This is a genomic window from Porphyromonas canoris (assembly GCF_000769115.1).
In the GTDB taxonomy this organism is placed as follows: domain Bacteria; phylum Bacteroidota; class Bacteroidia; order Bacteroidales; family Porphyromonadaceae; genus Porphyromonas_A; species Porphyromonas_A canoris.
In genome coordinates this window covers 761,062-785,720 of the sequence record NZ_JQZV01000013.1, presented here as the reverse complement: position 1 = coordinate 785,720, position 24,659 = coordinate 761,062, and the positions used below count along the sequence as shown (strand labels likewise).

The window sequence follows — 24,659 nt, the reverse complement described above, 5'->3', positions numbered from 1 at the left end:
TTTTAGACTTTCATATATGTCTCCTTTCTTAATCAAAGCTCTCCAGCTCATCCTATCTTTTTCCATACTCATATTCGTACACGAGTTAGGTCATTATCTTTTTGCACGTCTCTTTAAGATACGTGTCGATAAGTTTTATCTCTTCTTCGACTGGGGATTCTCTCTCTTTAAGTACAAGCCCAAGGGCTCTGATACAGAGTTTGGTATTGGTTGGCTTCCTCTTGGAGGTTACTGTAAGATTGCAGGCATGGTGGATGAAAGCATGGATACGGAACAACTTTCCAAACCGGCAGAGCCATGGGAATTCAGATCCAAACCAGCTTGGCAAAGATTACTTGTTATGGCAGGAGGAGTAATATTCAATATCATATTGGCTGTTGTCATATACACAGGCTTGGCATTTAACTATGGAGATGACCTGCTCCCGATGTCATCTGTCGGTCATAATATCGCTTACAGTAGTGTAGGACACGATATGGGACTAAAGGATGGGGATATGCTTCTTGCTGTGGATGGCACTCAACTGGAATACTACGATAATACCCTGCTAAGAAAGATCGTTGACGGTAAGGTTTTAACGGTAGATAGAGACGGCGTAAAGCAAGACATCGAAATCCCTGTTGATCTCATGCAGGCAGTCATCGCTTCCAACAAACCATTCTCTACCCTCTCCCTGCCTGCCATCATCGAGAATGTGATCCCCGACTCCGAAGCATCCAAAGCTGATTTGAAGAGTGGAGATAAGATTTTGGAGGTAAATGGAGCAACCAAGGATCTGCAAGGATTTGTATCGGCAATGGAAGCCCATAGAGGAGACTCGGTAGAGCTGCTTGTTGATCGGAATGGAGAAAAAATTTCCATATCGGCAATGGTGAACAGTGAAAACAAGTTGGGTGTATCTCTTGTCCGCCCAACTATCCATATCTCCTACTCCCTGCTCGAATCCGTTCCTGTGGGGCTTAAAAAGATGTACACGACTTTGTCTTCTTATGCCTCTTCTTTGAAATACTTGTTTACCAAGGAAGGAGCTTCCCAAATAGGAGGGCTTGGAAGTATAGGCAGCCTATTCCCGGAATCTTTCAACTGGATGAATTTTTGGAGCTTAACCGCTCTGATCTCGATCATATTGGCGGTGATGAATATTCTGCCCATTCCTGCTTTGGATGGGGGGCACATCGTATTCTTATTGTATGAGATCATAACAAGAAAGACCCCCAGCATCAAGGTTCTCGAAAGAGCTCAGATCTTTGGATTAGTACTCCTCTTTGGTCTTATGCTCTATGCGAATATCAATGACATCATCAAGTTTTTCTTTAGATAGATGACAGAAAATCAAAAGCCCGGCAGCAGAAGAAGACACTACAAACAGAGCTTTAGAACAGCTTCTCCTTTATATCCATCGGATGTGGAGGAGAAGCTTGGTTTTGTTAAGACTCGGGAAGAGATTTTGGAGAGATGCGGCAATGAAGTCAGCAGACATCTTGCGGAAAGCATCAAGTTCTCGACCGACTTCAAGGAGATTTCCCATCAGCTCTCCCTGGTAAGAGAGATGCAGACGCTTACCGCATCTTCCGGCAGTGCTTTCCCCTCCACAAGATATGGGGATATTAAAGAAGCTATTTCTGCCATTCGCCCCGAAGGAACGTATCTGCCCATAGAGAAGTGCATTTCGTTGAGAGAGCTTCTGTCTGCTTCCGAAGAGGTGCAACGCTACTTTGAGCAGTATTCCAAGCAAGAGGGCGAAGATTCTCCGATTTGTATCGACAATCTCAGAGAAGTAGCCTCTCAAATCGTACCTGTAAGGAATGTCTCCAAAAGACTTTCCGTGATTCTGGACGATGAGGGCAATGTTTCGGACAGTGCTTCTCCGCTTCTTCGAGACATTCGGAGGGAGATGGCAAGAATGGAAGTCGGCATTGGGAAGACGATCCAGTCCATCCTCGCCCAAGCACATGCCGAAGGCTGGGTAGACAAAGATCACAGCGTTACGATGAGGGATGGCAGACTTGTTCTTCCCGTGATACCTCATGCCAAAAGAATGGTTCGAGGGATACTGCACGACGAGTCCGCCACGGGTAAGACGCTCTTCATAGAGCCGGAAGCCGTTGTCGAGGCGAATAATAAGCTTAGAGAAAAAAGGAGCGAAGAGAAGAGAGAGATCGTGCGCATACTGAAGGAGTTCACGGCACTCGTTCGCGAGCATCTTCCCGAAATCAAAAGCAACTCGCTTGCTCTCGGAGTGTTGGACTTCGTCACTGCCAAAGCGAAGTGGGGCAGCAAGTACCATGCGATCGTTCCTCTTCATCTTTCTGCCTCTCCGGGGCTTCAGTGGAAGGAAGCCCGCCATCCTTACCTGGAGCATCACCTCAAGCAGGAAGGGAAAAGCATTGTGCCTCTGGACATAAGGCTGACCAAGAGGGAGCGCATACTGGTCATTTCCGGTCCCAACGCCGGAGGCAAGTCCGTCTGTCTGAAGAGTGTCGGGCTCCTGCAATATATGCTGCAGTGCGGTCTGCCCGTGCCGATGTCCGAAGAGAGCCATGCCGGCATCTTCAACAACATCTTTCTCGACATCGGAGACCAGCAAAGTTTGGAGAACGACCTCAGCACGTACTCCTCTCACCTCTCCAACATGAAGCACTTCATCCTTCATGCGGGGTCTCACTCGCTGCTGCTTATCGACGAGTTTGGTTCCGGCACGGAGCCCGTCATCGGTGGAGCCATTGCGGAGTCTCTGCTGGAATGCTTCATAGAGAAAAAATGCTTCGGCGTGATCACCACCCATTACACCAACATCAAAGACTTCTGTGAGACTCAAGAGAGTGCCGTCAACGGAGCCATGCTTTTCGACCGGCACAAGATAGAACCTCTTTTCAAGCTCTCCATCGGTCAGCCGGGAAGCTCCTTTGCGATAGAGATCTCCAGGAAGATAGGTCTGCCGCAGGAGATACTCGGCCGTGCTTCCGAGAAGGTGGGCGAAGAGTTCATCATGCAAGACCAGTATCTTCAGAGCATCATGAGGGACAAAAAGTACTGGGAAGAGAGAAGAGCCGACCTCAAGACAAAGCTGAGCGAGCTGGAGCAGGAAAAAAGAAAATGGGAAGAGCGGAACGAAAAGCTCAAGCTCAAACAGACACAGCTGATCAAAGAAGCAGAAAAGCAGGCGGCAGCAATCATAAAAGGCGCCAACTCCGAGATCGAGAAGACCATCCGGGAGATCCGGGAGTCCGGCGCGGACAAGTCCGTAACCAAGGAGCTGCGACAAAATCTCTCCGAGCAGCACCGCCGCCTGGAGACCAAGAGCCGATCTTCCGAGAAGGCATCCTCCCCTGCCCCGACCTTCAAGCCCGGAGACAGCGTAGCCGTAGAAGGTGCGGCAGAAGTGGGAGAAGTCCTGGAGATAAAAGGCAAAAAAGCGCGCATTCGTTTAGGGCAGATCTCTATGGAAGTGCCGGTGAGCCGGCTCAAGCCCTCCCTAAAATCGCCCACGAAAGTACAGAAAAGCACCTCGAAGATCGTCCTTGAATCCGGCTCCGAGAGCAGGCTCCACTTCAAACCTCAGATAGACTTGAGAGGCATGAGAGCCAACGAAGCCATGGAAGCGCTGGCGTACTACATAGACGACGCGTATAAGATAAACATCTCGCCCGTCCGCATCCTTCATGGCACGGGCACCGGGGCATTAAGAGAGATGGTACGAAGCTTTTGCGCCTCCTCACATCTCGTCAAGTCGTACCGGGACGAACACGCCGACAGAGGAGGAGCAGGCATCACCGTCGTGGAGCTGTAATCCTCTCTCTTCTACCCTCTTTCCCGGCTCCTTACCCTCTTCCGAAAGAGCTTGCGACAAGCCCCAAAAATCTTTTTTCGGAGACCTCCCAATACTTATAGACACAGAAAAAACCTTCCGTTCGGAAGAGCAAAAATTTCTATGGGCATAGAAAAAAATTTTCATGGGCATAGAAAAAAATTTCCGTGGCCAAGAAAAAAAATTTCCGTGGCCAAGAAAAAAAATTTCTGTGGCCAAGAAAAAAAAATTCCGTGGCCAAGAAAAAAAATTTCCGTGGCCAAGAAAAAAAATTTCCGTAGGTAAGAAAAAAAATTTCCGTAGGTAAGAAAAAATATTTTCGTAGGTAAGAAAAAAAATTTCCGTAGGTAAGAAAAAATATTTTCGTAGGTAAGAAAAAAAATTTTCGTAGGTAAGAAAAAAAATTTCCGTAGGTAAGAAAAAAAATTTCCGTAGGTAAGAAAAAATATTTTCGTAGGTAAGGAATTTTTCATGCTTCCCGAAAGCGGCTAAATGCCTGAGTATTAAAGCTGTTTTCGGAGAGGGCGACTTTTAAGATCAAAAAGCAGAAAAAGCATCCCCGTCCGGCTTGTGGCGACACAGGACAGAGCTGGGAGAAATGAAAAAGTTCCCGGCGCCAACAGATGCGGCACCGGGAACTTTTTGTTCGTTGGCGGATGCCCGAAACGAAGATTCGGGACATCGGCGGATCATATTGCAGACTAATCGTTCATGTTTTCGAGGAAGCTCCTGTTGTCCAACGTCAGCTCCATGTTGCTCTTTATCTGCTCCATCGCCTCTATGGAGTTCATCTCCCCGACCATGCGGCGGATGATTCTCATTCTGTTGAGCGTGAGGTCGTCCTGGAGCAGGTCGTCGCGCCTTGTGCTGGACGCCAAGATGTCCACCGCCGGGAAGATGCGCTTGTTGGCAAGACGCCTGTCGAGCTGAAGCTCCATGTTGCCCGTTCCCTTGAATTCCTCGAAGATCACTTCGTCCATCTTGGAGCCGGTCTCGGTGAGTGCCGTAGCCAAAATGGTGAGACTCCCTCCCCCTTCGATATTGCGCGCGGCACCGAAAAATCTTTTGGGCTTCTGGAGCGCATTCGCTTCCACCCCACCGGTCAAGACCTTTCCGGATGCGGGCTGAACGGTGTTGTAAGCACGTGCCAGACGGGTGATGGAGTCGAGAAGAATGACCACGTCGTGCCCGCACTCCACGAGTCGCTTCGCTTTGTTCAGGACAATCTCCGCAATCTTGACGTGCTGGTCTGCCGGCTCATCGAATGTGGAAGCAATCACCTCCGCATTGACGCTCCTCTGCATGTCCGTTACCTCTTCGGGACGCTCGTCTATGAGCAGCACAATCATGTAGACCTCAGGGTGATTGTACGCAATGGCATTGGCTATATCTTTGAGCAGCATCGTCTTACCGGTCTTTGGCTGAGCCACGATCAAGCCTCGCTGACCCTTACCGATGGGAGAGAACAGGTCTACGATGCGCGTGCCGATCTTGTCGAAAACTTTTGGGGACTTGGGTGCTTCCAGGTTGAACTTCTCCGTCGGGAAAAGTGGCACCAGGTGGTCGAACGGAACGCGGTCTCTCACCTTCAACGGGTCGCAGCCGTTGATGCCCTTGACCGTGGCAAGAGGGAAAAACTTGTCGCCATCTTTCGGTGCTTTTACGACGCCTTCGATGACGTCGCCCGACTTCAATCCGTAATACTTGACCTGCTGAGGAGAAACGTAGACGTCATCGGGAGAAGAGAGATAGTTGTAGTCCGCCGAGCGTATGAAGCCGAAGCCCTCACTCATCACTTCCAAAACACCGCTCATGACGAGCGCCTCGCCAAAGTCGTAGTAGGCATCCGTGAGCAGAGCGCTCTTCTTGCCGGACTGCTGATGAGGGGCAGGAAGAACCATGGGAGTGGCTTTTACACCTTTCGCCACGGACTGAACGGCTTTGTGATCCTTTGCTTCGGCATTCGCCCCATTCAGAGGTGCGCCCGCCGATTGGCCATTCTGCTGTTTCTTCTTGTTCTCCTGCTGCTTCTTCTGCGGGTTGGGAGTAGAGATGAGAGGCATCATCTCTCCAAGCAGAGAGTTGTTGGCTTTCGGATTTTTGAACACAAAAGCTCCCTGCGATGCCTCCGCCGGCTTTACCTCCTCCTCTCTTGATGATTCTTCCGGGTGCTCCGAAAGGAGATTCTTCTGCACTCCGTTCTCCTGCGATGGCTCGGAAATCTTCTTTGGAGAGCCGGATGGAGATACAATCTTGATATGTGAGTCCGGTCTCGCAGGCAGAGATTTTACTTCCTCCGAGGTTGGCTGTCTGTTTTCTTCCGCACGAGGAACCAGCCTGATATTCTTGGAAATCTCTCTTGTTGCTGCGTTATTATCGGTTGACGGAGTAGCAGAAGATACGGGTTGCTCCTGCTCCTTTTTTCCCTTTTGAGAGGGTACGAGCTTGATGTGAGACTTCTGAGACTTGCCCTCTTCCGCCTTCTTTGCAGATGCTCCTCCCACAGGATCTTTTGCTCCCTCCGGGGTCTGAGCAGAAGGCTTCTCTTTTCTTTCTTCCGCCGCTTCGGCTTGCTGTTCTTCCTTCTTGGGACGCCCTCTTTTGCGCTTGGCTTGAGCCGTATTTCCGGCTCCGTTGGGCTGTTTTGCCGAATCTTTCCCCTGCAATTTCGCCGCCATCATTACGGCTTGCTTGTCTAATATGGAGTATATAAGATTCTGCTGAGTGGCACTCTCCGCATTGGGAATATCCATGGACTTTGCCACCTCTTGCAACTGCTCCGGCGACATTTTCTCAAGTTGAGAAATATTGTAATTCTGTGACATACTTATTTTAATCTCATCTCCATCCGCAAAAGAATGAAGAGTATCGGTTTATAGTAATTTGATGTATGAACTTCTAATCGGATTTCCTTAGATACAAAGGAAAACGTACAAAACTAAAAATGAAAAGAAAACACTCGGTCCGGAAAAAGACCAAATAAGATAAAAACAAAACAGAGAATCTTTCCAACTTTCAGTCCTTAAAACAGGAATTTAGAAGATAAAAGGTTATTCGGAAAGAAGCTCTAAGGAATTTTGTTCTGCGCAAAGGTAGATTAAAAATGCGACTTATACAATATTCAGAGGTGGATACGAGGATCGGAATCAATTAAAAACCTCTTATTATCTATCGGAATGACAAGGATGTTCCCATTTGAGGCAGAAAACTTTCCGTGTATTAGGACGGATCTTGACGGAATCTGCGACTCTAAAGGGCAAAACTCCCAATACCTCTCCCACAGCTTCTATTACCAAATAATTGGGTCTGAAAATATTGGGTACTCCATGATCTTTAAGAAAGTCCGTTGCTTCCTTTCGTCCCCTCATCCCCATGGGAGAAAAAGAGTCTTTGGTATCTACGGTACGGAGAACGAGTGTCTCCGGAATTGTATCCGCATCCAGATATAAACATCCTTTATCGTATGCTCCGACTTCCTCGACATCGAGAAACGAAGCAGCAATAGTACCTTTTCCTACGTGCCAAGAGCCATTGACTTTGGGTATTGTTATCTTAAACTCTCTTTCCGCATTGGCAGGAGAGAGATAGAGCGCGCCTCTAAAGAGTTCGGCCTCATAAGACAAGTCTCTATTGAAAAAACGACGTCCCGAAAGCATAGGCTCTCTTAAAATATCCGCGATAACTTCAGATGAAAAATTATAGTCCGAAAGATACTCATGTAAAAAGGCAGCAGGAGAAGTGCTTATCACAAGTTTGTGCATATCTAACCTCTGCCCGAAGCGTGTAATTGCAACCTTTGCAAAATCCAAATAGGACTTCTGAAAAGCAAGATGCTCTTCCTTCCAGTAATCTACACTCTTGAATAACGTGTCTTCTATCGATGGATTAAACTCTTTAAGCAAGGGTAACAGCTCCAGTCTGACCTTATTTCTCTTGTAGATAGGCTGATGATTAGAAGAATCTTCTATGGATGGTATGGAATGAAGCTTCGCATACGCTCTCAACTGCTCTTTTTTTATTCCCAAAAGAGGACGCAAAATAGGAGATCTCCACTCTTCCATTCCCAAAAGACCTCTGATTCCTGTTCCTCTAATCAGATTTAGAAGGATCGTCTCTACTTGGTCAGTGTGATGATGTCCAAGGGCTATCGCTTCTGCCCCATAGGTCTCTTTTAGTTCTTTCAGCCACGCATGGCGGAGATCCCGGGCAGCCATTTCGATGGAAATACCTTTCTCTTTTGCTACCTTTTGTGTATTAAACACCATGTAGAAAAAACGGTGATTAGACCAACGTTCTGCGCAGACATCACGCACAAAAGCTGCATCTCGTTCCGACTCTTTGCCTCTAAGCTGAAAATTACAATTGGCTATAATAAGATTGTAACCGGCCGCATTCAATAAGTGGGTTAGAACCATGGAGTCCAAACCACCACTAAGACCAACAACTATGGTAGCACCTTCCGGTAAAATATCGGAAGTGCGCTCCATAACATACGATTTCAGATCTATTTGCATAGTAAGACCTGCAGGAATATAAACGACAATAATTACAATCTAAAAGCCAATCTTCCCTCTCCCCTTCGAGAAGTGAGGAAAAATCAAGTAAAGAGTATCACAAAGAGAAAACCTTACTTCTCTTCTCCAAGATTCTTATCTACCAAGATGCGCCCGCAGTACTCGCAAACCACAACTTTCTTTCGAGTCTTAATCTCAAGCTGTTTTTGAGGAGGAATCTTGTTAAAGCAACCCGAACAGGACTCTCTATCTACTGTTGATACAGCCAATCCGTTTCTGGCAGATTTGCGGATACGCTTGAATGCTTTGGAAAGTCTCTCATCCAACTTTGTCTCCAACTTGGATGCCTTCTCTCTAAGTTTCTCTTCTTCCACTTTGGTTTCCGAGACTATCTCATCCAACAAGCCTTTCTTTTCTTCAAGATCTTTGCTTCGTTCAGAAACAACCTCCATGATCTCTTCCAAGACCGACTTGATATGCTTGATCACACCTTCATCTTCTCCAATCTTCTTTTCCAAGAACTGAATCTCAAGAGACTGATACTCAATCTCTTTGGTTAAGCTCTCATATTCTCGATTGTTCCGAACAGAGTCCAACTGAGCAGTATATTTTTCAATCGCTGTCTGTGCTTCTTTGATCCGCACCTTTCTGTCAGCAATGATTTTCTTAATCTCTGCAATGTCTGCCTCGCACTTAGACTGTCTGGTTTGAAGGCCTGCGATTTCATCTTCAAGCTCTTGAACTTCTATCGGAAGCTCTCCGCGAAGAATACGAATACGGTCAACCTCAGACATTACGTCCTGAAGATCATAAAGCACCTTCAGTTTCTCCTCGATGCTTATCTCTTGTTCTACTTTTTTCTTGGCCATGTATATATTACTAATGTATATAGTGAATCGGATTTTGATTTCTTTCTGAGAAACAGAGTGCAAAGTTACTGAATTTCTGTGATATTACCTCCTTAAAGCATTTCAATGCAATCATTTCGGATTCATAATGCCCTATCGTTGCCAAGACGATGCTCTCTTTTGCGTCCAGATAATCGTTATATTTTGCCTCTCCGGTGATAAAAATATCAGCATTGGCACGTATGGCGTGCTTTAACAGGAATGCACCGCTACCTCCACAAAGCGCAACCTTCCGAATCTTTGTCTTAATCGGATGGGAATGAGCTATCTGCTTTATGTTCTCATTACTGCTTTTCAGCAAATTCCAAACCTCTTCAAGGGGCATTTCTTCGGGAAAATCTCCCACGATACCTGCTCCATAAGAAGAAAAAGATGTCTCAAGAGGCAAGATATCCATAGCAACCTCCTCATAAGGGTGCACCGCCTTTATTCTTTTTACTCCTTCATGCAGAAATATTCGTGGTACCACCGTAGATATTGCCTCTTCCGGCTCGGTGTGAATCTCCCCCGGAGAACCACAGAACGGATTCGCTCCATCAAGTGCTCTAAAACGTCCTTCTCCTGTATGGGTAAAGCTGCAGACATCATACAACCCCTGCTTCCCCCAACCGGACTCTGCCATAGCTTCACGAACTTTTTGAGCATGAGACTGCGGCACATAAACCTGCACTTTACAGTACTGCCCCTCCATAGGAAGAACGGGACGAAGATTTACGAGCCCCAACTCTTTCGCCCAATAGTGGTTAAGCCCGTCGGGATGATTGTCCAAGTTCGTGTGGGCTGCATAGATTGCTATACCATTTCGTAAAGCAAGTACGACGGCTCGTTCCTCGTACGTGGCTCCGGTAATCCTCTTCAGCCCTCTGAACAGAAGAGGATGATGCGCCAAAATAAAGTTATATCCTTTCTTTATAGCCTCTTCCACCACCTGCTCCGTAACATCAAGGGTCAGAAGTACGCCCGTCACCCGATCAGAAGGGATGCCCACCTGCAGTCCGCTATTGTCGTAAGACTCCTGCAAAGGGAGTGGAAAAACCCCCTCTATGGCACGACAAACATCTTGAACAGTAACAATCATCCGAATCTTTTATTACTTCTTCTGAGGAATACAGACCTGCAAACAAAGCTCTTCCAGCTGTGCATTATCTATGATCGAAGGAGCATCTATCATGACATCTCTTCCTGAGTTATTTTTAGGGAATGCGATACAGTCTCTTATACTGCCAAGACCGGCAAAGATAGAAACCCATCTATCCAATCCGTATGCTATACCGCCGTGAGGAGGAGCCCCATATTTGAAGGCATTGATAAGGAAACCGAATTGATATTGAGCCTGCTCATCCGAGAAGCCAAGCACTTTGAACATCTTTTTCTGAAGCTCGGAGTCGTATATTCTTATAGAACCGCCACCCACTTCTACTCCGTTTATGACCATGTCGTAAGCATTTGCACGAACAGCGCCCGGATCGGAATCGAGAAGAGATATATCTTCCGGTTTTGGAGATGTAAACGGGTGGTGCTTAGCATAGAACCTCTTGGTATCTTCATCCCACTCCAATAGAGGGAAGTCCACAACCCAAAGACAAGCATACTTATTCGGGTCCATGAGTCCGATCCGACGCGCCACTTCAAGACGAAGTTCACCAAGCTGTTCTCTCGTCTTCATGATATCATCTCCACTCAAAATCAGGATCAAGTCTCCCTCTTTGGCATTCATCTCCCTCTTCAGCTGCTGAAGCACTTCCGGAGTATAAAACTTATCTACGCTGCTCTTTACGGATCCGTCCGCTTCCACACGGGCATATACCATACCTTTAGCCCCAACCTGCGGACGCTTCACATAGTCTGTCAGGCTGTCTATCTCCTTTCTTGTCATGGATGCTTTGCCTTCCACACAAATACCTCCTATGTATGCGGCATTGTCAAAGACGCTGAATCCGTGTCCTTTCAAGATGTTATCCAGCTCTACAAACTTCATATCGAAGCGGATGTCTGGCTTATCCGAGCCGTAATATTTCATGGCATCGTGCCAAGACATACGAGGATAGCTCTCTGTCTGCTCTACTCCGAGAATATTCTTGAAAAGATGTTTGGAAAGCCCTTCAAAGGTCTGAAGAATATCTTCCTGCTCTACAAAGCTCATCTCACAGTCTATCTGTGTAAACTCCGGCTGTCTGTCGGCACGCAGGTCTTCGTCTCTAAAACACTTCACGATCTGGAAATATCTGTCGAAACCACTGACCATAAGAAGCTGCTTGAATGTCTGTGGAGATTGTGGCAGAGCATAAAACTCTCCTTCGTTCATACGTGAAGGCACCACAAAATCCCTTGCCCCTTCCGGAGTGGACTTGATAAGTACCGGGGTCTCAACCTCCAAGAAGTTAAGCGAGTCCATATATTTTCGCACCTCGATAGTCATTTTATGACGAAGTTCGAGGTTCTTTCTCACTGCGTTTCTTCTTAGATCGAGATAGCGATACTTCATCCGAAGATCGTCTCCTCCGTCTGTATCATCTTCGATGGTAAAGGGTGGAGTGGCTGCTTTGTTCAGTATCTTGATCTCCTTAACATCTATCTCGATCTCCCCCGTCGGGATGTTTTTGTTCTTAGACACACGTTCTATGACTACTCCACGAGCCTGTATCACAAACTCTCGCCCAAGATGCTCTGCCTGTTCCTTTAGATTGTTATCTCTTTCTCCATTGAGAGTCAGCTGAGTAATGCCATATCTGTCTCTGAGATCGACAAAAACCAACCCTCCCATAGTACGTACTCTCTGTACCCAACCGGCAAGAGTAACCTCTTTTCCTGCATCTTGAAGTCTCAGACTTCCGCAAGTCTCTGTTCTAAGCATGATATTTATTCTGTTAATCTATTACTTGTCTCATAGTTTTTACACTTCCACAAAAGTACATAAAATCTCTGTATTATTTGTAGATTTCTTTTGTATTAAATCTCTTACAAACTCTGCTTTTTTCTCCAATCTGTATCTCAAATATTCTGAGCAAATGATCGAATTAAACCGGTCTTTTTTAGACGTAAAAATCGACATAAAAAAGAGGCTTTGGAGATGGTATTTTTATATAAAAATGAAGAGCGAAAAGGTCCCGAAAAATGAAGTCGTCAAAACAGGAAATCTCCTAAAAATTTCAGGATAACACCGATAACAAACTCACCATGAAATGATTACAAAATATCGCGAATTTGAAAACTTTTTCCTCGTGATCGAATTGAAGCCCCAAATTCGAGTTAATAAAGATCAAAATAAGTCCGCAGAAATGTAAACAAAACACAACGAGGAAAATCGGGTAAAATCGGCAAAATCGACCACAAAACAGATAAAGCACTAATAACCAACCGATTAACTAAAAATTCTAAACACGTTAATCGAATCCGGTAAACGTGTTTAATGAAATCACTAAACGTGTTCATTGAAAAATTAAACACGTTAAGCCGACAAAATANAAAAATTCTAAACACGTTAATCGAATCCGGTAAACGTGTTTAATGAAATCACTAAACGTGTTCATTGAAAAATTAAACACGTTAAGCCGACAAAATATGCTCGTTTACCATTTTAGCTTAACAGCTATCGAAATTTGTGTTAATAAAACAGGCTCAATTTAACAATTCGATCGTACTCTGAAAACGACCCCTCCGATCAAAATAGAGAGAGCGAAAAAAGTGAGCATTTTTCGGGATGGAATATATAAAAATGAGGCTCTGAAAAAGGGGTCTCTATTGACAAAAAAGAGCGTAAAATGTACACGATACAGGGTGTATTTTTTAGGATATTTATCCGAAGAGTTTTGAGTATCCATTTGGGTGCCGAATAGCGATCGAATAAATCCGAAATCAGGAAACATAGAATGATTGGAAAATTGAGATAAAAACGAGAGACATTAGAACCGGATTGGTCAAACGCTCATCACTCGTTATTTTTTGTACATTTGTAAGCTATATAGAATAACCCTATAAATTTAACTTTAAGTAAATGACAACTCAAATTAACCACACTACCCTAAGAGAAAATGTATGGGTAAGATGGGGACTGCTTCTCGCAGTATCCTTCACGATGTTTTTTGCCTACATGTTTGTGGATGTTCTCTCCCCTATTAAGACAGAATTGGAACGCCCCGAAGTGTTAGGCTGGTCTTCTTCCGTGTTCGGAACGTATGCCGGCAGTGAATTTTTCATCAATGTCTATCTGCTGTTCCTCATATTTGCAGGTATCATTTTGGACTCTATGGGGATTCGCTTCACTATTCGTCTCTCCGGAGGGCTTATGGTGCTCGGTGCGCTCATAAAGGTTTATGCCCTGAGTGGTACCTTTATCAATGGAGGACCCGGATATGAGTTCTTCAACTCTTTTTGGCCCGAATTTCCTGCAACGGCTAAGCTTGCCTGTGTAGGATTTGCCATATTCGGCACCGGATGTGAAATGGCCGGCGTTACCGTGTCTCGCATCATCGTGAAGTGGTTTACAGGCAAAGAGCTGGCTTTGGCAATGGGGATGGAGATGTCTATTGCCCGCCTTGGTGTTTTTGCCGTATTCTGGCTCTCTCCATACTTGAACAAGACTTTTGAAAGTGTGCAAGCACCCGTTATCTTCTGCACAGCGCTTCTCATGATAGCATTCCTGCTTTATCTTGTTTACTGCGTATTCGACAAAAAGCTGGACAAGCAAGAAGGAGAAAAATCCATGGAAGCACAAGAGGATGAAGCTTTCCACATCAAGGATCTCAAATATATCGTTTTCAACAAGATGTTTTGGATTGTTTCGCTGCTTTGCGTTCTGTTCTATTCAGCAATATTCCCATTCCAAAAGTTTGCTTCGGATATGCTTCAAAGCAATCTCGGACTGAGTGTCGAGACAGCAGGACAGATATTCAGCTTGTTCCCTCTCGGCGCTGTGTTTATCACGCCACTAATGGGTATTTTCCTCGATAAAAAGGGTAAAGCAGCAACCATGCTGATGATGGGATCTTTCTTGATGTTTGTCTGCCACTCCATATTTGCTTTCTACGATTTTGACAGAGGAACAACAAGAGCCCTTGTTGAGGCTATCATGGCAATAGTTTTGCTTGGTCTTGCATTCTCTCTTGTACCTGCCGCTCTATGGCCTTCCGTACCTAAGCTAATAGACAACAAGGTATTAGGATCGGCATACTCTGCTATTTTCTTTATTCAAAACATCGGACTGATGCTTGTACCAACGTTTGTAGGTAAGGTTTTGGACTCTACCAACCCCAATGTTCAGGCAGGAGAACCAAAGAACTTTATGTTTGCAATGATGGTATTTGCCTCTTTTGGTGTTTTGGCATTCTTTTTGAGTCTTCTTCTTAAAGTAGAAGATAAGAAGAAAGGTTACGGATTGGAAAAACCGAACGCCAAGTAAACAGTAAGACACATACACTTTATTTGAATGATAAAATCAAAAGACATAGCCCTTGCGGCTATAAAAGGACTTGAAGAGAAGAAGGGTAAAGATATCGTTCTTCTCGATCTGACCGTTTTAGATGATCCTATCTGCGATTACATGGTCATTGCCAATGGTAACACCAACACGCAAGTGGAGGCTCTTGAAGACTCTGTCAGAACCATTGTAAGAAAAGAGACCGGAGAAAATCCGACTTGGAGTGATCGTGGTAGTGGCGAGTGGATCGCAATAGACTATATTTCCGTCATGGTACATATATTTGTACCCGAATTGCGTAACTATTATGCTCTGGAACAACTTTGGGCAGATGCTAAAATTACGCACATAAAAAGCGAAGAATAGAGTTTCTCCGACAAATTATCTAATACCAAAAACAGCATGAACGGAAATATGAACAGCAATAAACCTCAAGGACCGAACTCTTCAAGGGGTAGGAACCCCATGAAGGGTATCGGCTTTGGGTGGATATATGTAGTTATTCTAATAGTACTGGGAACAATGTTCTTAATCAGCCCATCTCCCGAAAACAAGATGGACTGGAGCGAGTTTCAGTCTTACCTGGATAGCAATAGCTTTGAGTCCATAACAGTCTATACTGAAAATGGAGAGGCCGTGGGGACTCTGAAAAGAGAAGCTGCGGAGAAGTATCACAAGTCGAAGCAAGAAGAAGCCGGTAATGACGATTCCATAGGAGCCAAAAGGACTCTATTGGCAAATAACGATGTTACGACGGAAGTACCCGGAGCAGGAAGTTTTGAAGCCTACTATCAGAAGTTGAAAGAAGCAGACAAACTCCCGGATGCAAGGATCAAGTATATCAATCCGAAACCGTCCATATTCCAATACATCTTCTCTTCTCTACCGCTCATCATTCTCATTGGCTTCTGGATATTCGTGATGAGTAGAATGTCGGGAGCTAAAGGTGGAGGTGGAGGCATCTTCAACGTGGGTAAGAGCAATGCCCAGCTGTTTGACAGAGAGAACAAAGTACGAGTAACATTCTCAGATGTTGCAGGTCTGAGTGAGGCCAAAACAGAAATAGAAGAGATCGTACACTTCCTTAAAGAGCCCAAGAGATATACTCATCTTGGCGGTAAAATACCTAAAGGTGCTCTGCTTGTAGGACCTCCGGGAACAGGAAAAACACTTCTTGCAAAAGCCGTGGCGGGAGAGGCTAATGTCCCTTTCTTCTCTCTATCCGGATCCGATTTTGTGGAAATGTTTGTGGGAGTCGGAGCCTCTAGAGTTAGAGATCTGTTCAAACAAGCAAAAGAGAAAGCACCCTCCATCATCTTCATTGATGAAATAGATGCCATTGGTAGGGCAAGAGGTAAAAATGCAGGCTTTGGAGGAAATGATGAGAGAGAAAACACATTGAATCAGCTCCTTACAGAGATGGATGGATTTGATACCAATAGTGGAGTCATCATACTCGCTGCAACTAATAGAGCCGACATCTTGGATAAAGCCCTACTGCGTGCCGGTCGATTTGACAGACAAATCCATGTAGATCTACCGGATCTTAACGACAGAAAGGAGATCTTTAAGGTGCACATGAAGAGGCTGAAGATGGACGAAAGTGTTGATATAGATCTTCTCTCCAGACAAACACCGGGATTTTCCGGAGCTGATATTGCAAATGTGTGCAACGAAGCAGCTCTTATTGCAGCTCGTAATGGTAAGGATGTAATACAGCGTGTAGATTTCATGAACGCTGTGGACAGAATAGTGGGAGGCCTCGAAAGGAAATCCAAGATAACCACTTCAGAAGAGAAACGCTCGATAGCCATTCACGAGGCCGGTCACGCAACCATCTCTTGGCTGTTGGAGCATGCCAATCCTCTTATTAAGGTTACTATTGTACCTCGCGGTAGAGCACTTGGAGCAGCTTGGTACTTACCGGAAGAGAGACAGATTACCACTACTGAACAGTTGTTGGACGAAATGTGTGCTCTCTTGGGAGGACGAGCAGCCGAAGAAGTTGTTCTTGGTCGTATATCCACAGGTGCATCCAACGACTTGCAAAGGGTAACAAAAATGGCACAAGCAATGATTACCTACTTTGGGATGAGTAAGACGATGCCTAACATCAACTTCCAAGATTCTCAAAATGAGTATGGATTTACCAAGCCTTTCAGCGAAGAGACTGCACGAAAGATAGATGAAGAGATCCTTGAACTGATCAATGAGCAGTACGACAGAGCTAAACAAATACTGAGAGATCATAAAGATGGTCATGCCGAAATAGCTCAACTTCTACTGACCAATGAAGTGATCTATACGGATGACGTGGCTCGTATCTTGGGAGAACGCCCATGGAAAAGCAGGACTGAAGAGCTTCTATCGCACGATATTCCTGAAGATAAAGTAGAACCCAAGGAAGAAGAAATCTTTGAATAGAAGAAATACCTCATTGATAGGTAGTTTTTTCTTAACTTTGTTCATGATATACTGACTTTTAGATACAAGAAACAGAAAAAATATGCTTGAAAAGATACTGATCTTAGACTTTGGCTCTCAGACGACTCAGCTTATTGGAAGAAGAGTGAGAGAGTTGAATACTTACTGCGAAATAGTCCCCTATAACCAATTTCCGGAAGACACTACTAGCATAAAAGGTGTTATCCTTTCGGGCAGTCCTTTTTCTGTTTATCAAGAAGAGGCATTCAAAATAGATTTGCAAAAGATTCGAGGAAAGTTTCCTCTATTAGGAATCTGTTATGGTGCACAGTATATCTCACACTCTTTGGGCGGAAAAGTAGAGTCATCTAACACTCGTGAGTTTGGAAGAGCAACCCTTGTGGAGATCTCTTGTGCCGATCCTTTGATGAAAGGAATTGCTCCGAACAGTCAGGTTTGGATGTCTCATGGAGATACGATAACCTTCCTTCCCGATAGTTTTTCAGTGGTAGCATCAACAGAGAGTGTGAAGAACGCAGCATTCCGTGTGGAAGGAGAAAAGACTTGGGGCGTTCAGTTCCATCCGGAAGTGTATCACTCCGAATGCGGATTGGGTCTGCTCAGCAACTTCTTGGATATTTGTGGTTGCGAAAGGAATTGGACACCTGCATCATTCATCGAAACAACCGTGGCGCAACTCAAGCAGGAGTTAGGCAATGATAAGGTTATCCTTGCGCTTTCCGGCGGCGTCGACTCTTCTGTTTGCGCCGTTCTATTGAATAGAGCGATAGGAGACAGACTCACTTGCATCTTTGTAGATCATGGGTTACTCAGAAAGAATGAGTTTGAAAATGTTCTAAAAGACTATGAGCATCTTGGTCTGAATGTCAAGGGAATTGATGCAAAAGACTATTTCTATGAACAACTGAAAGATGTTACAGACCCTGAGACCAAACGCAAAATCATTGGTAAAGGATTTATAGATGTTTTCGACCGTGAAGCACACAAAATAGATGATGTCAAGTGGCTGGGACAAGGAACAATCTATCCTGATGTCATAGAGTCTCTTTCCATTACCGGAACGGTCATAAAGAGCCACCACAACGTGGGGGGGCTTCCTGAAAAGATGAAACTTAAACTTGTGGAACCTCTTAGAACTTTGTTCAAGGACGAAGTACGTAGGGTCGGAATTGAATTGGGTATGAGACCTCATCTTATTCATCGCCATCCATTCCCCGGTCCCGGCTTGGGTATCCGTATTATTGGAGCAATAGATGCGGAGAGAGTAAGAATACTCCAGGATGCAGATGATATTTACATCAGTATGCTTAGAGAGTATGGGCTATATGATAAGGTGTGGCAAGCTGGAGTGATCCTTCTTCCGATCAAGTCTGTTGGAGTAATGGGAGATGAACGCACGTATGAAAATACAGTAGCTTTAAGAGCCGTAACCTCTACAGATGCCATGACAGCGGATTGGGCACATCTGCCTTATGAATTTCTTGCAAAAGTTTCAAACGAAATCATCAATAAAGTCAGAGGTGTCAATAGAGTGGTGTATGACATAAGTTCAAAACCTCCGGCAACCATCGAATGGGAATAAAAGCAGAAGCCTCTGAGTACTCTTGTGTGCTCAGAGGCTTTCTTTTTTGAATAAAGCAGACTAGAATATTTTGTATATTTGTTCAAGCTAGTAACCAACCATAAACATCGCGCAAGCGATAAAACTATTATGCAAATGAGTACCAGAAAAAACTTCATCTTGGATACCAATGTTATCCTGCACGACTCCGAATGTCTAAAAAAGTTTCAAGAGAATGATATTTACATTCCCATCACCGTAGTAGAAGAGCTTGACGGTTTTAAGAAAGGGAATGAACAGCTCAACTATAATGCCAGACAGTTTATACGCACACTTGATCGCTTTGCTTCAAAAGAGGATATAACCAAAGGTGTGTCTTTGGGAGAAGATATGGGAAGACTTTATGTGGTTGTAGATACCAACTTGGATCCCAAACTACATAACGCTCTTGTACAAAACACACCGGATCATCGTATTATCTCAATAGCCATAGCCGTGGCAAGAAGTGAGCCTGAAACAAAAACAATTCTAGTCAGCAAGGATGCCAATCTCCGTCTTAAAGCACTTGCATTCGGTGTACAGGCAGAAGACTATAAAAGCGGACGAGTAGAGAATATCCATCACATAGAGCAGCAACACATCTGGAGAGTTCTCACCAAACCAGAAGTTTTGGCAAGAGTAGCACAAAAAGAAGAGGTAACCATAAAGGAGGTTATGTCCACAAGAGGCAAGAAAATCCTTCCCAACTCCTGTTTTGAGCTGCGAGCAAAGCGTGGAGATACTCCCCTACTATGCAGAACACATGGAGATAGTCAAATATTAAAACCGGTAGAGTTCTCCGTCAATGCGGGCATAAAGCCAAGAAATATCGAGCAACAGTTTGCATTTGATCTTCTCAATGACGATGCTCTCTCTCTTGTTGCCATAACAGGTACCTCCGGAACAGGTAAGACTTTGCTTGCGATTGCATCCGCCATCGAGCAGAAAAGAAAGTTCAAGCAGATCCTTATCGCCCGTCCTATCGTTTCTCTTTCAAATAAAGATTTGGGATTCCTTCCCGGAGGTTATGAAGCGAAAGTAGAGCCTTACATGCAGCCGATCTTTGACAATATCAACGTCATAAAGGATGTTACCGGACAGCGACATGGTTCAAACTCTGAGATAGATGAACTTTTAAGGACTCGTTTTATCTCTGTGGAAGCATTAGCATATATCAGAGGTAGAAGTCTCAGTAACGTTATCTGTATTATTGATGAAGCTCAAAACCTCACACCTCTGGAGATAAAGACAATCATCACCCGCGCCGGAGAAGGTACGAAGATAATTTTCTCCGGAGACATTTATCAGATCGACTCCCCTTACTTGGATGTCAAAAGCAACGGGCTATCTTATATGATAGACCGCATGGCAGGACAAGAGTTTTTTGCGCACGTACATTTGGAAAAAGGAGAACGCAGTCTTCTCAGCGAAAAAGCAGCCAAATTGTTATAGATAACAGAAAAAATTCTCTTAATATACTTGCCGTGTCTATCTAACTTTGTATCTTTACAATCAGTAGTATAACATCAGTGTATATATATGAAACGACAAATCAAATTTAGTTTAGTTTACCGCGACATGTTCCAATCGTCCGGTAAGTATCAGCCAAGATTAGACCAGTTAGCAAGAATAGCACCCGTAATCGTCGATATGGGCTGTTTTTCAAGAATAGAGACCAATGGAGGTGCATTCGAGCAAGTGAATCTTCTTTATGGTGAAAACCCCAACAAGGCTGTCCGTACTTTCACAAAGCCATTCAATGAAGCAGGTATCCAGACTCACATGTTGGACCGTGGATTGAACGGACTGCGGATGTACCCTGTACCTGCAGACGTAAGACGTCTCATGTATAGAGTCAAAAAAGCACAAGGAGTAGACATCACGCGTATTTTCTGCGGACTCAATGACGTCAGAAACATCATCCCATCCATCAAGTACGCATTGGAAGCGGGCATGATACCTCAAGCCACACTCTGTATCACACACTCTCCGGTACATACTGTGGAGTATTACTCGAATATTGCGGACAAACTCATCGAAGCAGGCGCACCGGAAATCTGTCTGAAAGATATGGCGGGAATCGGTCGTCCGAAGATGCTCGGACGTTTAGTGAAGTCCATCAAGACTAAGCATCCTGAAGTGATTGTTCAATATCATGGACACTCCGGGCCGGGCTTCTCGGTTGCCTCCATGCTTGAAGTGTGCGAGAACGGAGCAGATATTATCGACGTGGCAATGGAGCCGCTATCCTGGGGAAAGGTTCACCCGGACGTGATCACCATCCAAGCCATGTTGAAAGATGCGGGATATGATGTTCCGGAAATCAACATGAATGCATACATGAAGGCACGCAGCCTGACACAAGAGTTTATGGACGACTTCTTGGGATACTTCATGGATCCGACCAATAAATACACCTCATCACTTCTTGTCGGATGCGGACTTCCGGGAGGCATGATGGGATCTATGATGGCAGACTTGAAAGGGGTACACTCCGGCATCAACATGTATCTCCGAAACGAAGGCAAAGAGGAGCTTACGATAGACGACCTGTTGGTGAAGCTCTTCAACGAAGTGGAGTATGTATGGCCAAAGCTCGGCTATCCTCCTCTGGTAACGCCGTTCTCTCAGTACGTCAAGAATGTCGCTCTGATGAATGTCTACAACATGGAGCGAGGAGAAGGCAGATGGCAGGCAATTGATGCCAATACCTGGGATATGATTCTTGGAAAAGCCGGAAGACTTCCGGGAGCATTGGATCCGGAGATCGTGGCGCTTGCAAAAGAGAAAGGTCTTGAATTCTCCGATGCCGATCCTCAATCCAACTATCCCGATGCTTTGGACACCTATCGTCAAGAGATGAAAGAGAATGGTTGGGATTTTGGTCAAGACGATGAAGAACTGTTCGAGCTTGCGATGCACGACCGTCAGTACAGAGACTACAAGAGCGGTGTGGCAAAACAACGCTTCAATGAAGAAGTAGAAAAGGCTCGCAACGCAGAGATGACCAAACAAGGCTTCTCCGCCGAAGACATCCTTGCCATCAAGAGAGCCAAATACATCGCCGTACCTGCCACTGCAACGGGGCAAGTCTTCTGGGAAGTGGACTTCCAAGACGGCTCTACACCTCCATCCGAAGGCACCGCTTACCGCGCAGGTTCCAAGCTTTGCTTCGTCATGACACCTATGGGCTATCCTGAAGACGTCAAGGTGAACATCTCCGGACGCATCCGCGAAGTAGCCGTAAAGCAAGGTCAGGTGGTGAAGAAAGGCGACGTCATTGCCTACTTTGAAGAGATCACGGACGAATCTCAGCTTCCACCCGTTGAAAACTCACAAGCGGCAGTGGACAGAGTAGAAAAGAAAAAGTTTGAATCCAAACCAAAAGCAGAGAAGAAGAAGTAACACGCTTCTTTCGGGATAAAAATAGAAACACCAAGCAGAGCTGCGGATCTTTCCGGTCCGTGGCTCTGCTTCTTTATATCTCCACATTCAGACAAAAGCCGCAAAACATCCGCTCTGTTCGGAGAGCTCTCTTCCTTTCGTCCAAAATCTCACCGGTTTTGCTCTAAAAACCGACTAAAAAAAGTTTAATTCCTATTGACTAAAAATCAAAAACTTACTTATCTAAAATTGATTTCCCAATAACCTTTTCTATATTTCACGGCGAGAAACTAATATTTCACGGCGAGAAACCAATATTTCACGGCGAGAAACCAATATTTCACGGCGAGAAATATAGAAATACTTATTAGTAATATGATTTTTACTCATTAGTAGTATATCTTTTGATCATTATCAAAACAACTTTTGTCTATTATCAAAACAGCTATTACTAATTATCAAAACAGACAGCACCAATTATTAAAACAGACATTACTAATTACCGAAACGGACAGCAATAATTACCGAAACGGACAACAATAATTACCGAAACGGACAACAATAATTACCGAAATGGACAACAATAATTACCGAAATGGACAACACTAATTACTAAAACGGACAGCAATAATTATTAAAACAGACATTACTAATTACCGAAACGGACAACAATAATTACCGAAACGGACAACAATAATTACCGAAACAGACAGCAATAATTACCGAAACAGACAGCAATAATTACCGAAACAGACAGCAATAATTACCGAAACAGACAGCAATAATTACCGAAACGGACAACACTAATTACTAAAACGGACAGCAATAATTATTAAAACAGACATTACTAATTACCGAAACGGACAACAATAATTATCGGAACGGACAGCAATAATTACCAAAACAGTTTTTGTTACATAGATTTTACGAAAAAGCACCAAAGCTTCCTGCCGAAAGCTTTGGTGCTTTTTGTGATAATATCTCAAACTCTCCCCGGAGAGATAAAGGGATCAGCTCCTGATGCGATCTTCAAAAGCAGAGAGTGCAGCCTTTGCTCCCTCGCCCATTGCCACAACAATCTGCTTATAGGGAACGGTGGTGCAGTCTCCCGCTGCGTAGATGCCGGGAGTGTTGGTGCGACATGAAGGATCTATCAGAATCTCTCCGCGAGGATTGGTCTCGACCAAATCCTTCACAAGTGCAGTATTGGCAGCAAGACCGATCTGAACAAAGACACCCTCCAAAGCGATCTCCGTCTCCTTGCCGGTGGCACGATCGGAGAGAACAATGCTTGTTACCTTGCCGTTCGTGCCGCGGATCTCCTTTGTGGCAGTGCTGAGGATCATCTTGATGTTACCCATTTCCTGCGCTTTCTTCTGCAACACTTCGTCCGCTTTCAACACGTCAAGAAACTCCACTACGGTAACCTCCGTGCAGATCCCTGCAAGGTCAATGGCAGCTTCCATGCCGGAGTTTCCGCCCCCGATCACGGCAACACGCTTGTTCTTGAAGAACGGGCCGTCGCAGTGAGCGCAGTATGCCACGCCGTTGCCGGTGTATTCCTTCTCGCCCGGAACGCCCAGCTTGCGCCAGGAAGCACCGGTCGCCATGATAAGAGCAGGTGCTGTGAAGAGTTCGCCCGATGTTGTTTCCACTCTCGATATGCCTCCGTCCTGAGTGATGTTCTTCACGGTGCGAGCCTCGAAGAGCGAGATGTCGTTCGCATCAATATGGTTGCGAAGATTGCCCGCAAGCTCTCCGCCGGTGGTGTAAGGCACGGAGATGAGGTTCTCAATACCTACGGTCTCGTTCACCTGCCCGCCGACACGCTCCGCGACGATTGCCACTTTGAGCCCTTTACGTGCCGAGTAGATCGCAGATGCGGCTCCGGCAGGACCTCCACCCACGACAATCACGTCGAAAGATCGCTCCTCCGGCTCTCCGACAGACTCTTGCGGTGTGCTGCCATAGCTCTCTTCCAGCTTGTTCAGCAGTGTCGCCATGTCTCCTCTGCCGACATGAATCACCTTGTCGCCCGCCATCACGGTCGGAACAGATGCTATGCCGAGACTCTCCACTTCGTCCGGAAAGAAAGATCCGTCCACCATCGTGTGAGAGATGCCGGGGTTGAAGATGGCAAGAAGATTAAGAGTCTGAACCACGTCGGGGCAGTTCGTGCACGAAAGAGAGACATAAGTGCGCAGCTCTATCGGGCCATTGAGGCTCTTGATACGGCGGCAGACGCCCTCGTCGGGAAGGTTCTTTCCGATGCCGTCGTGGTTAAGAATGGAGAGAAGAAGCGATGTGAACTCGTGTCCGCCCGGTATGCCTCGGAAGCTGATGCCCGAAGGCGTTCCGTCCACCAAAAGATCTATCCGGAAGTTTTCGCTCTCCTCATACGCAGCCGACAGCTTCTCCGATGTGGAAGCAAGCTCTTCGATCATCTCCTTGGCATCGTTGTACGAAGGATGAGAGGGCTGAGCTTTCAGCAAAAGCGTATATTCCCTCTTGAGTGGCGCAAAGTAGCTGCCCACCTGCACAAGTGTATCTTTATCAAACATGGGTATAATATTCTTTGTTTTTC

General features: G+C 45.3%; 15 protein-coding genes. 9 read left to right on the top strand and 6 right to left on the bottom strand.

Annotated features, from left to right (window positions below):
* Nucleotides 1-16 precede the first annotated feature (16 nt).
* The 3 genes from rseP (at nucleotide 17) to HQ43_RS09945 (ending at nucleotide 4,115) form a co-directional block, all read left to right on the top strand.
* Nucleotides 17-1,321, top strand: a complete 1,305-nt coding sequence (rseP, locus tag HQ43_RS08370) for an RIP metalloprotease RseP (RefSeq protein WP_036792147.1) — start codon at nucleotides 17-19, stop codon at nucleotides 1,319-1,321.
* Complete coding sequence (locus tag HQ43_RS08365; protein ID WP_052103164.1) at nucleotides 1,322-3,790, top strand: endonuclease MutS2; 2,469 nt, start codon at nucleotides 1,322-1,324, stop codon at nucleotides 3,788-3,790.
* A 163-nt stretch (nucleotides 3,791-3,953) separates the two neighbouring features.
* Entirely contained in the window at nucleotides 3,954-4,115 is a 162-nt protein-coding gene (locus HQ43_RS09945) for a hypothetical protein (RefSeq protein ID WP_161785902.1), read from the top strand.
* A 394-nt stretch (nucleotides 4,116-4,509) separates the two neighbouring features.
* Here HQ43_RS09945 and rho read toward each other — a convergent pair whose 3' ends face one another.
* The 5 genes from rho to aspS all read right to left on the bottom strand — a co-directional run bounded on the left by rho (nucleotide 4,510) and on the right by aspS (nucleotide 12,084).
* A complete protein-coding gene (rho, locus tag HQ43_RS08360) occupies nucleotides 4,510-6,633 on the bottom strand; it encodes a transcription termination factor Rho (protein WP_036792145.1) in 2,124 nt (707 codons plus the stop codon).
* A 339-nt stretch (nucleotides 6,634-6,972) separates the two neighbouring features.
* Entirely contained in the window at nucleotides 6,973-8,295 is a 1,323-nt protein-coding gene (gene tilS / locus HQ43_RS08355) for a tRNA lysidine(34) synthetase TilS (RefSeq protein WP_161785901.1), read from the bottom strand.
* A gap of 140 nt (nucleotides 8,296-8,435) precedes the next feature.
* Nucleotides 8,436-9,191, bottom strand: a complete 756-nt coding sequence (locus HQ43_RS08350) for a zinc ribbon domain-containing protein (RefSeq protein WP_036792139.1) — start codon at nucleotides 9,189-9,191, stop codon at nucleotides 8,436-8,438.
* Between the two features lie 10 nt (nucleotides 9,192-9,201).
* Nucleotides 9,202-10,308 carry a Nif3-like dinuclear metal center hexameric protein gene (locus HQ43_RS08345; RefSeq protein WP_052103163.1) on the bottom strand — a complete coding sequence of 369 codons (1,107 nt, stop codon included), beginning with the start codon at nucleotides 10,306-10,308 and terminating at the stop codon, nucleotides 9,202-9,204.
* A gap of 12 nt (nucleotides 10,309-10,320) precedes the next feature.
* Nucleotides 10,321-12,084: an aspartate--tRNA ligase gene (aspS, locus tag HQ43_RS08340; protein ID WP_036792137.1), complete on the bottom strand. Its 1,764-nt coding sequence runs from the start codon at nucleotides 12,082-12,084 to the stop codon at nucleotides 10,321-10,323.
* Between the two features lie 1,140 nt (nucleotides 12,085-13,224).
* On the opposite strand from aspS, the gene HQ43_RS08330 reads away from it, so the two are divergent.
* From HQ43_RS08330 to HQ43_RS08305, 6 genes are all read left to right on the top strand, one after another.
* A complete protein-coding gene (locus HQ43_RS08330) occupies nucleotides 13,225-14,628 on the top strand; it encodes an MFS transporter (protein WP_036792132.1) in 1,404 nt (467 codons plus the stop codon).
* Nucleotides 14,629-14,655: 27 nt separating this feature from the next.
* Nucleotides 14,656-15,012: a ribosome silencing factor gene (rsfS, locus tag HQ43_RS08325; RefSeq protein WP_036792131.1), complete on the top strand. Its 357-nt coding sequence runs from the start codon at nucleotides 14,656-14,658 to the stop codon at nucleotides 15,010-15,012.
* 99 nt (nucleotides 15,013-15,111) lie between these two features.
* Entirely contained in the window at nucleotides 15,112-17,070 is a 1,959-nt protein-coding gene (ftsH, locus tag HQ43_RS08320; protein WP_235305971.1) for an ATP-dependent zinc metalloprotease FtsH, read from the top strand.
* 82 nt (nucleotides 17,071-17,152) lie between these two features.
* The gene (gene guaA, locus HQ43_RS08315; RefSeq protein WP_036792124.1) at nucleotides 17,153-18,673 is read left to right on the top strand and encodes a glutamine-hydrolyzing GMP synthase; all 1,521 of its coding nucleotides are present in this window, start codon (nucleotides 17,153-17,155) and stop codon (nucleotides 18,671-18,673) included.
* Between the two features lie 135 nt (nucleotides 18,674-18,808).
* The gene (locus tag HQ43_RS08310; RefSeq protein ID WP_036792121.1) at nucleotides 18,809-20,143 is read left to right on the top strand and encodes a PhoH family protein; all 1,335 of its coding nucleotides are present in this window, start codon (nucleotides 18,809-18,811) and stop codon (nucleotides 20,141-20,143) included.
* Nucleotides 20,144-20,230: 87 nt separating this feature from the next.
* Complete coding sequence (locus HQ43_RS08305) at nucleotides 20,231-22,096, top strand: biotin/lipoyl-binding protein (RefSeq protein WP_036792102.1); 1,866 nt, start codon at nucleotides 20,231-20,233, stop codon at nucleotides 22,094-22,096.
* 989 nt (nucleotides 22,097-23,085) lie between these two features.
* Here HQ43_RS08305 and ahpF read toward each other — a convergent pair.
* Nucleotides 23,086-24,636, bottom strand: a complete 1,551-nt coding sequence (gene ahpF / locus HQ43_RS08300) for an alkyl hydroperoxide reductase subunit F (protein ID WP_036792099.1) — start codon at nucleotides 24,634-24,636, stop codon at nucleotides 23,086-23,088.
* Between the last annotated feature and the right edge of the window lie 23 nt (nucleotides 24,637-24,659).

Excerpts from the sequence above, each read along its gene's own strand:
- HQ43_RS08305 (WP_036792102.1), top strand. The coding sequence starts at position 20,231 with ATGAAACGACAAATCAAATTTAGTTTAGTTTACCGCGACATGTTCCAA.
- HQ43_RS08345 (WP_052103163.1), bottom strand. The coding sequence starts at position 10,308 with ATGATTGTTACTGTTCAAGATGTTTGTCGTGCCATAGAGGGGGTTTTT.
- ahpF (WP_036792099.1), bottom strand. The coding sequence starts at position 24,636 with ATGTTTGATAAAGATACACTTGTGCAGGTGGGCAGCTACTTTGCGCCA.
- aspS (WP_036792137.1), bottom strand. The coding sequence starts at position 12,084 with ATGCTTAGAACAGAGACTTGCGGAAGTCTGAGACTTCAAGATGCAGGA.
- HQ43_RS08365 (WP_052103164.1), top strand. The coding sequence starts at position 1,322 with ATGACAGAAAATCAAAAGCCCGGCAGCAGAAGAAGACACTACAAACAG.
- HQ43_RS08310 (WP_036792121.1), top strand. The coding sequence starts at position 18,809 with ATGAGTACCAGAAAAAACTTCATCTTGGATACCAATGTTATCCTGCAC.
- HQ43_RS08350 (WP_036792139.1), bottom strand. The coding sequence starts at position 9,191 with ATGGCCAAGAAAAAAGTAGAACAAGAGATAAGCATCGAGGAGAAACTG.
- guaA (WP_036792124.1), top strand. The coding sequence starts at position 17,153 with ATGCTTGAAAAGATACTGATCTTAGACTTTGGCTCTCAGACGACTCAG.
- ftsH (WP_235305971.1), top strand. The coding sequence starts at position 15,112 with ATGAAGGGTATCGGCTTTGGGTGGATATATGTAGTTATTCTAATAGTA.
- HQ43_RS09945 (WP_161785902.1), top strand. The coding sequence starts at position 3,954 with ATGGGCATAGAAAAAAATTTCCGTGGCCAAGAAAAAAAATTTCCGTGG.
- rho (WP_036792145.1), bottom strand. The coding sequence starts at position 6,633 with ATGTCACAGAATTACAATATTTCTCAACTTGAGAAAATGTCGCCGGAG.
- tilS (WP_161785901.1), bottom strand. The coding sequence starts at position 8,295 with ATGGAGCGCACTTCCGATATTTTACCGGAAGGTGCTACCATAGTTGTT.
- HQ43_RS08330 (WP_036792132.1), top strand. The coding sequence starts at position 13,225 with ATGACAACTCAAATTAACCACACTACCCTAAGAGAAAATGTATGGGTA.
- rsfS (WP_036792131.1), top strand. The coding sequence starts at position 14,656 with ATGATAAAATCAAAAGACATAGCCCTTGCGGCTATAAAAGGACTTGAA.
- rseP (WP_036792147.1), top strand. The coding sequence starts at position 17 with ATGTCTCCTTTCTTAATCAAAGCTCTCCAGCTCATCCTATCTTTTTCC.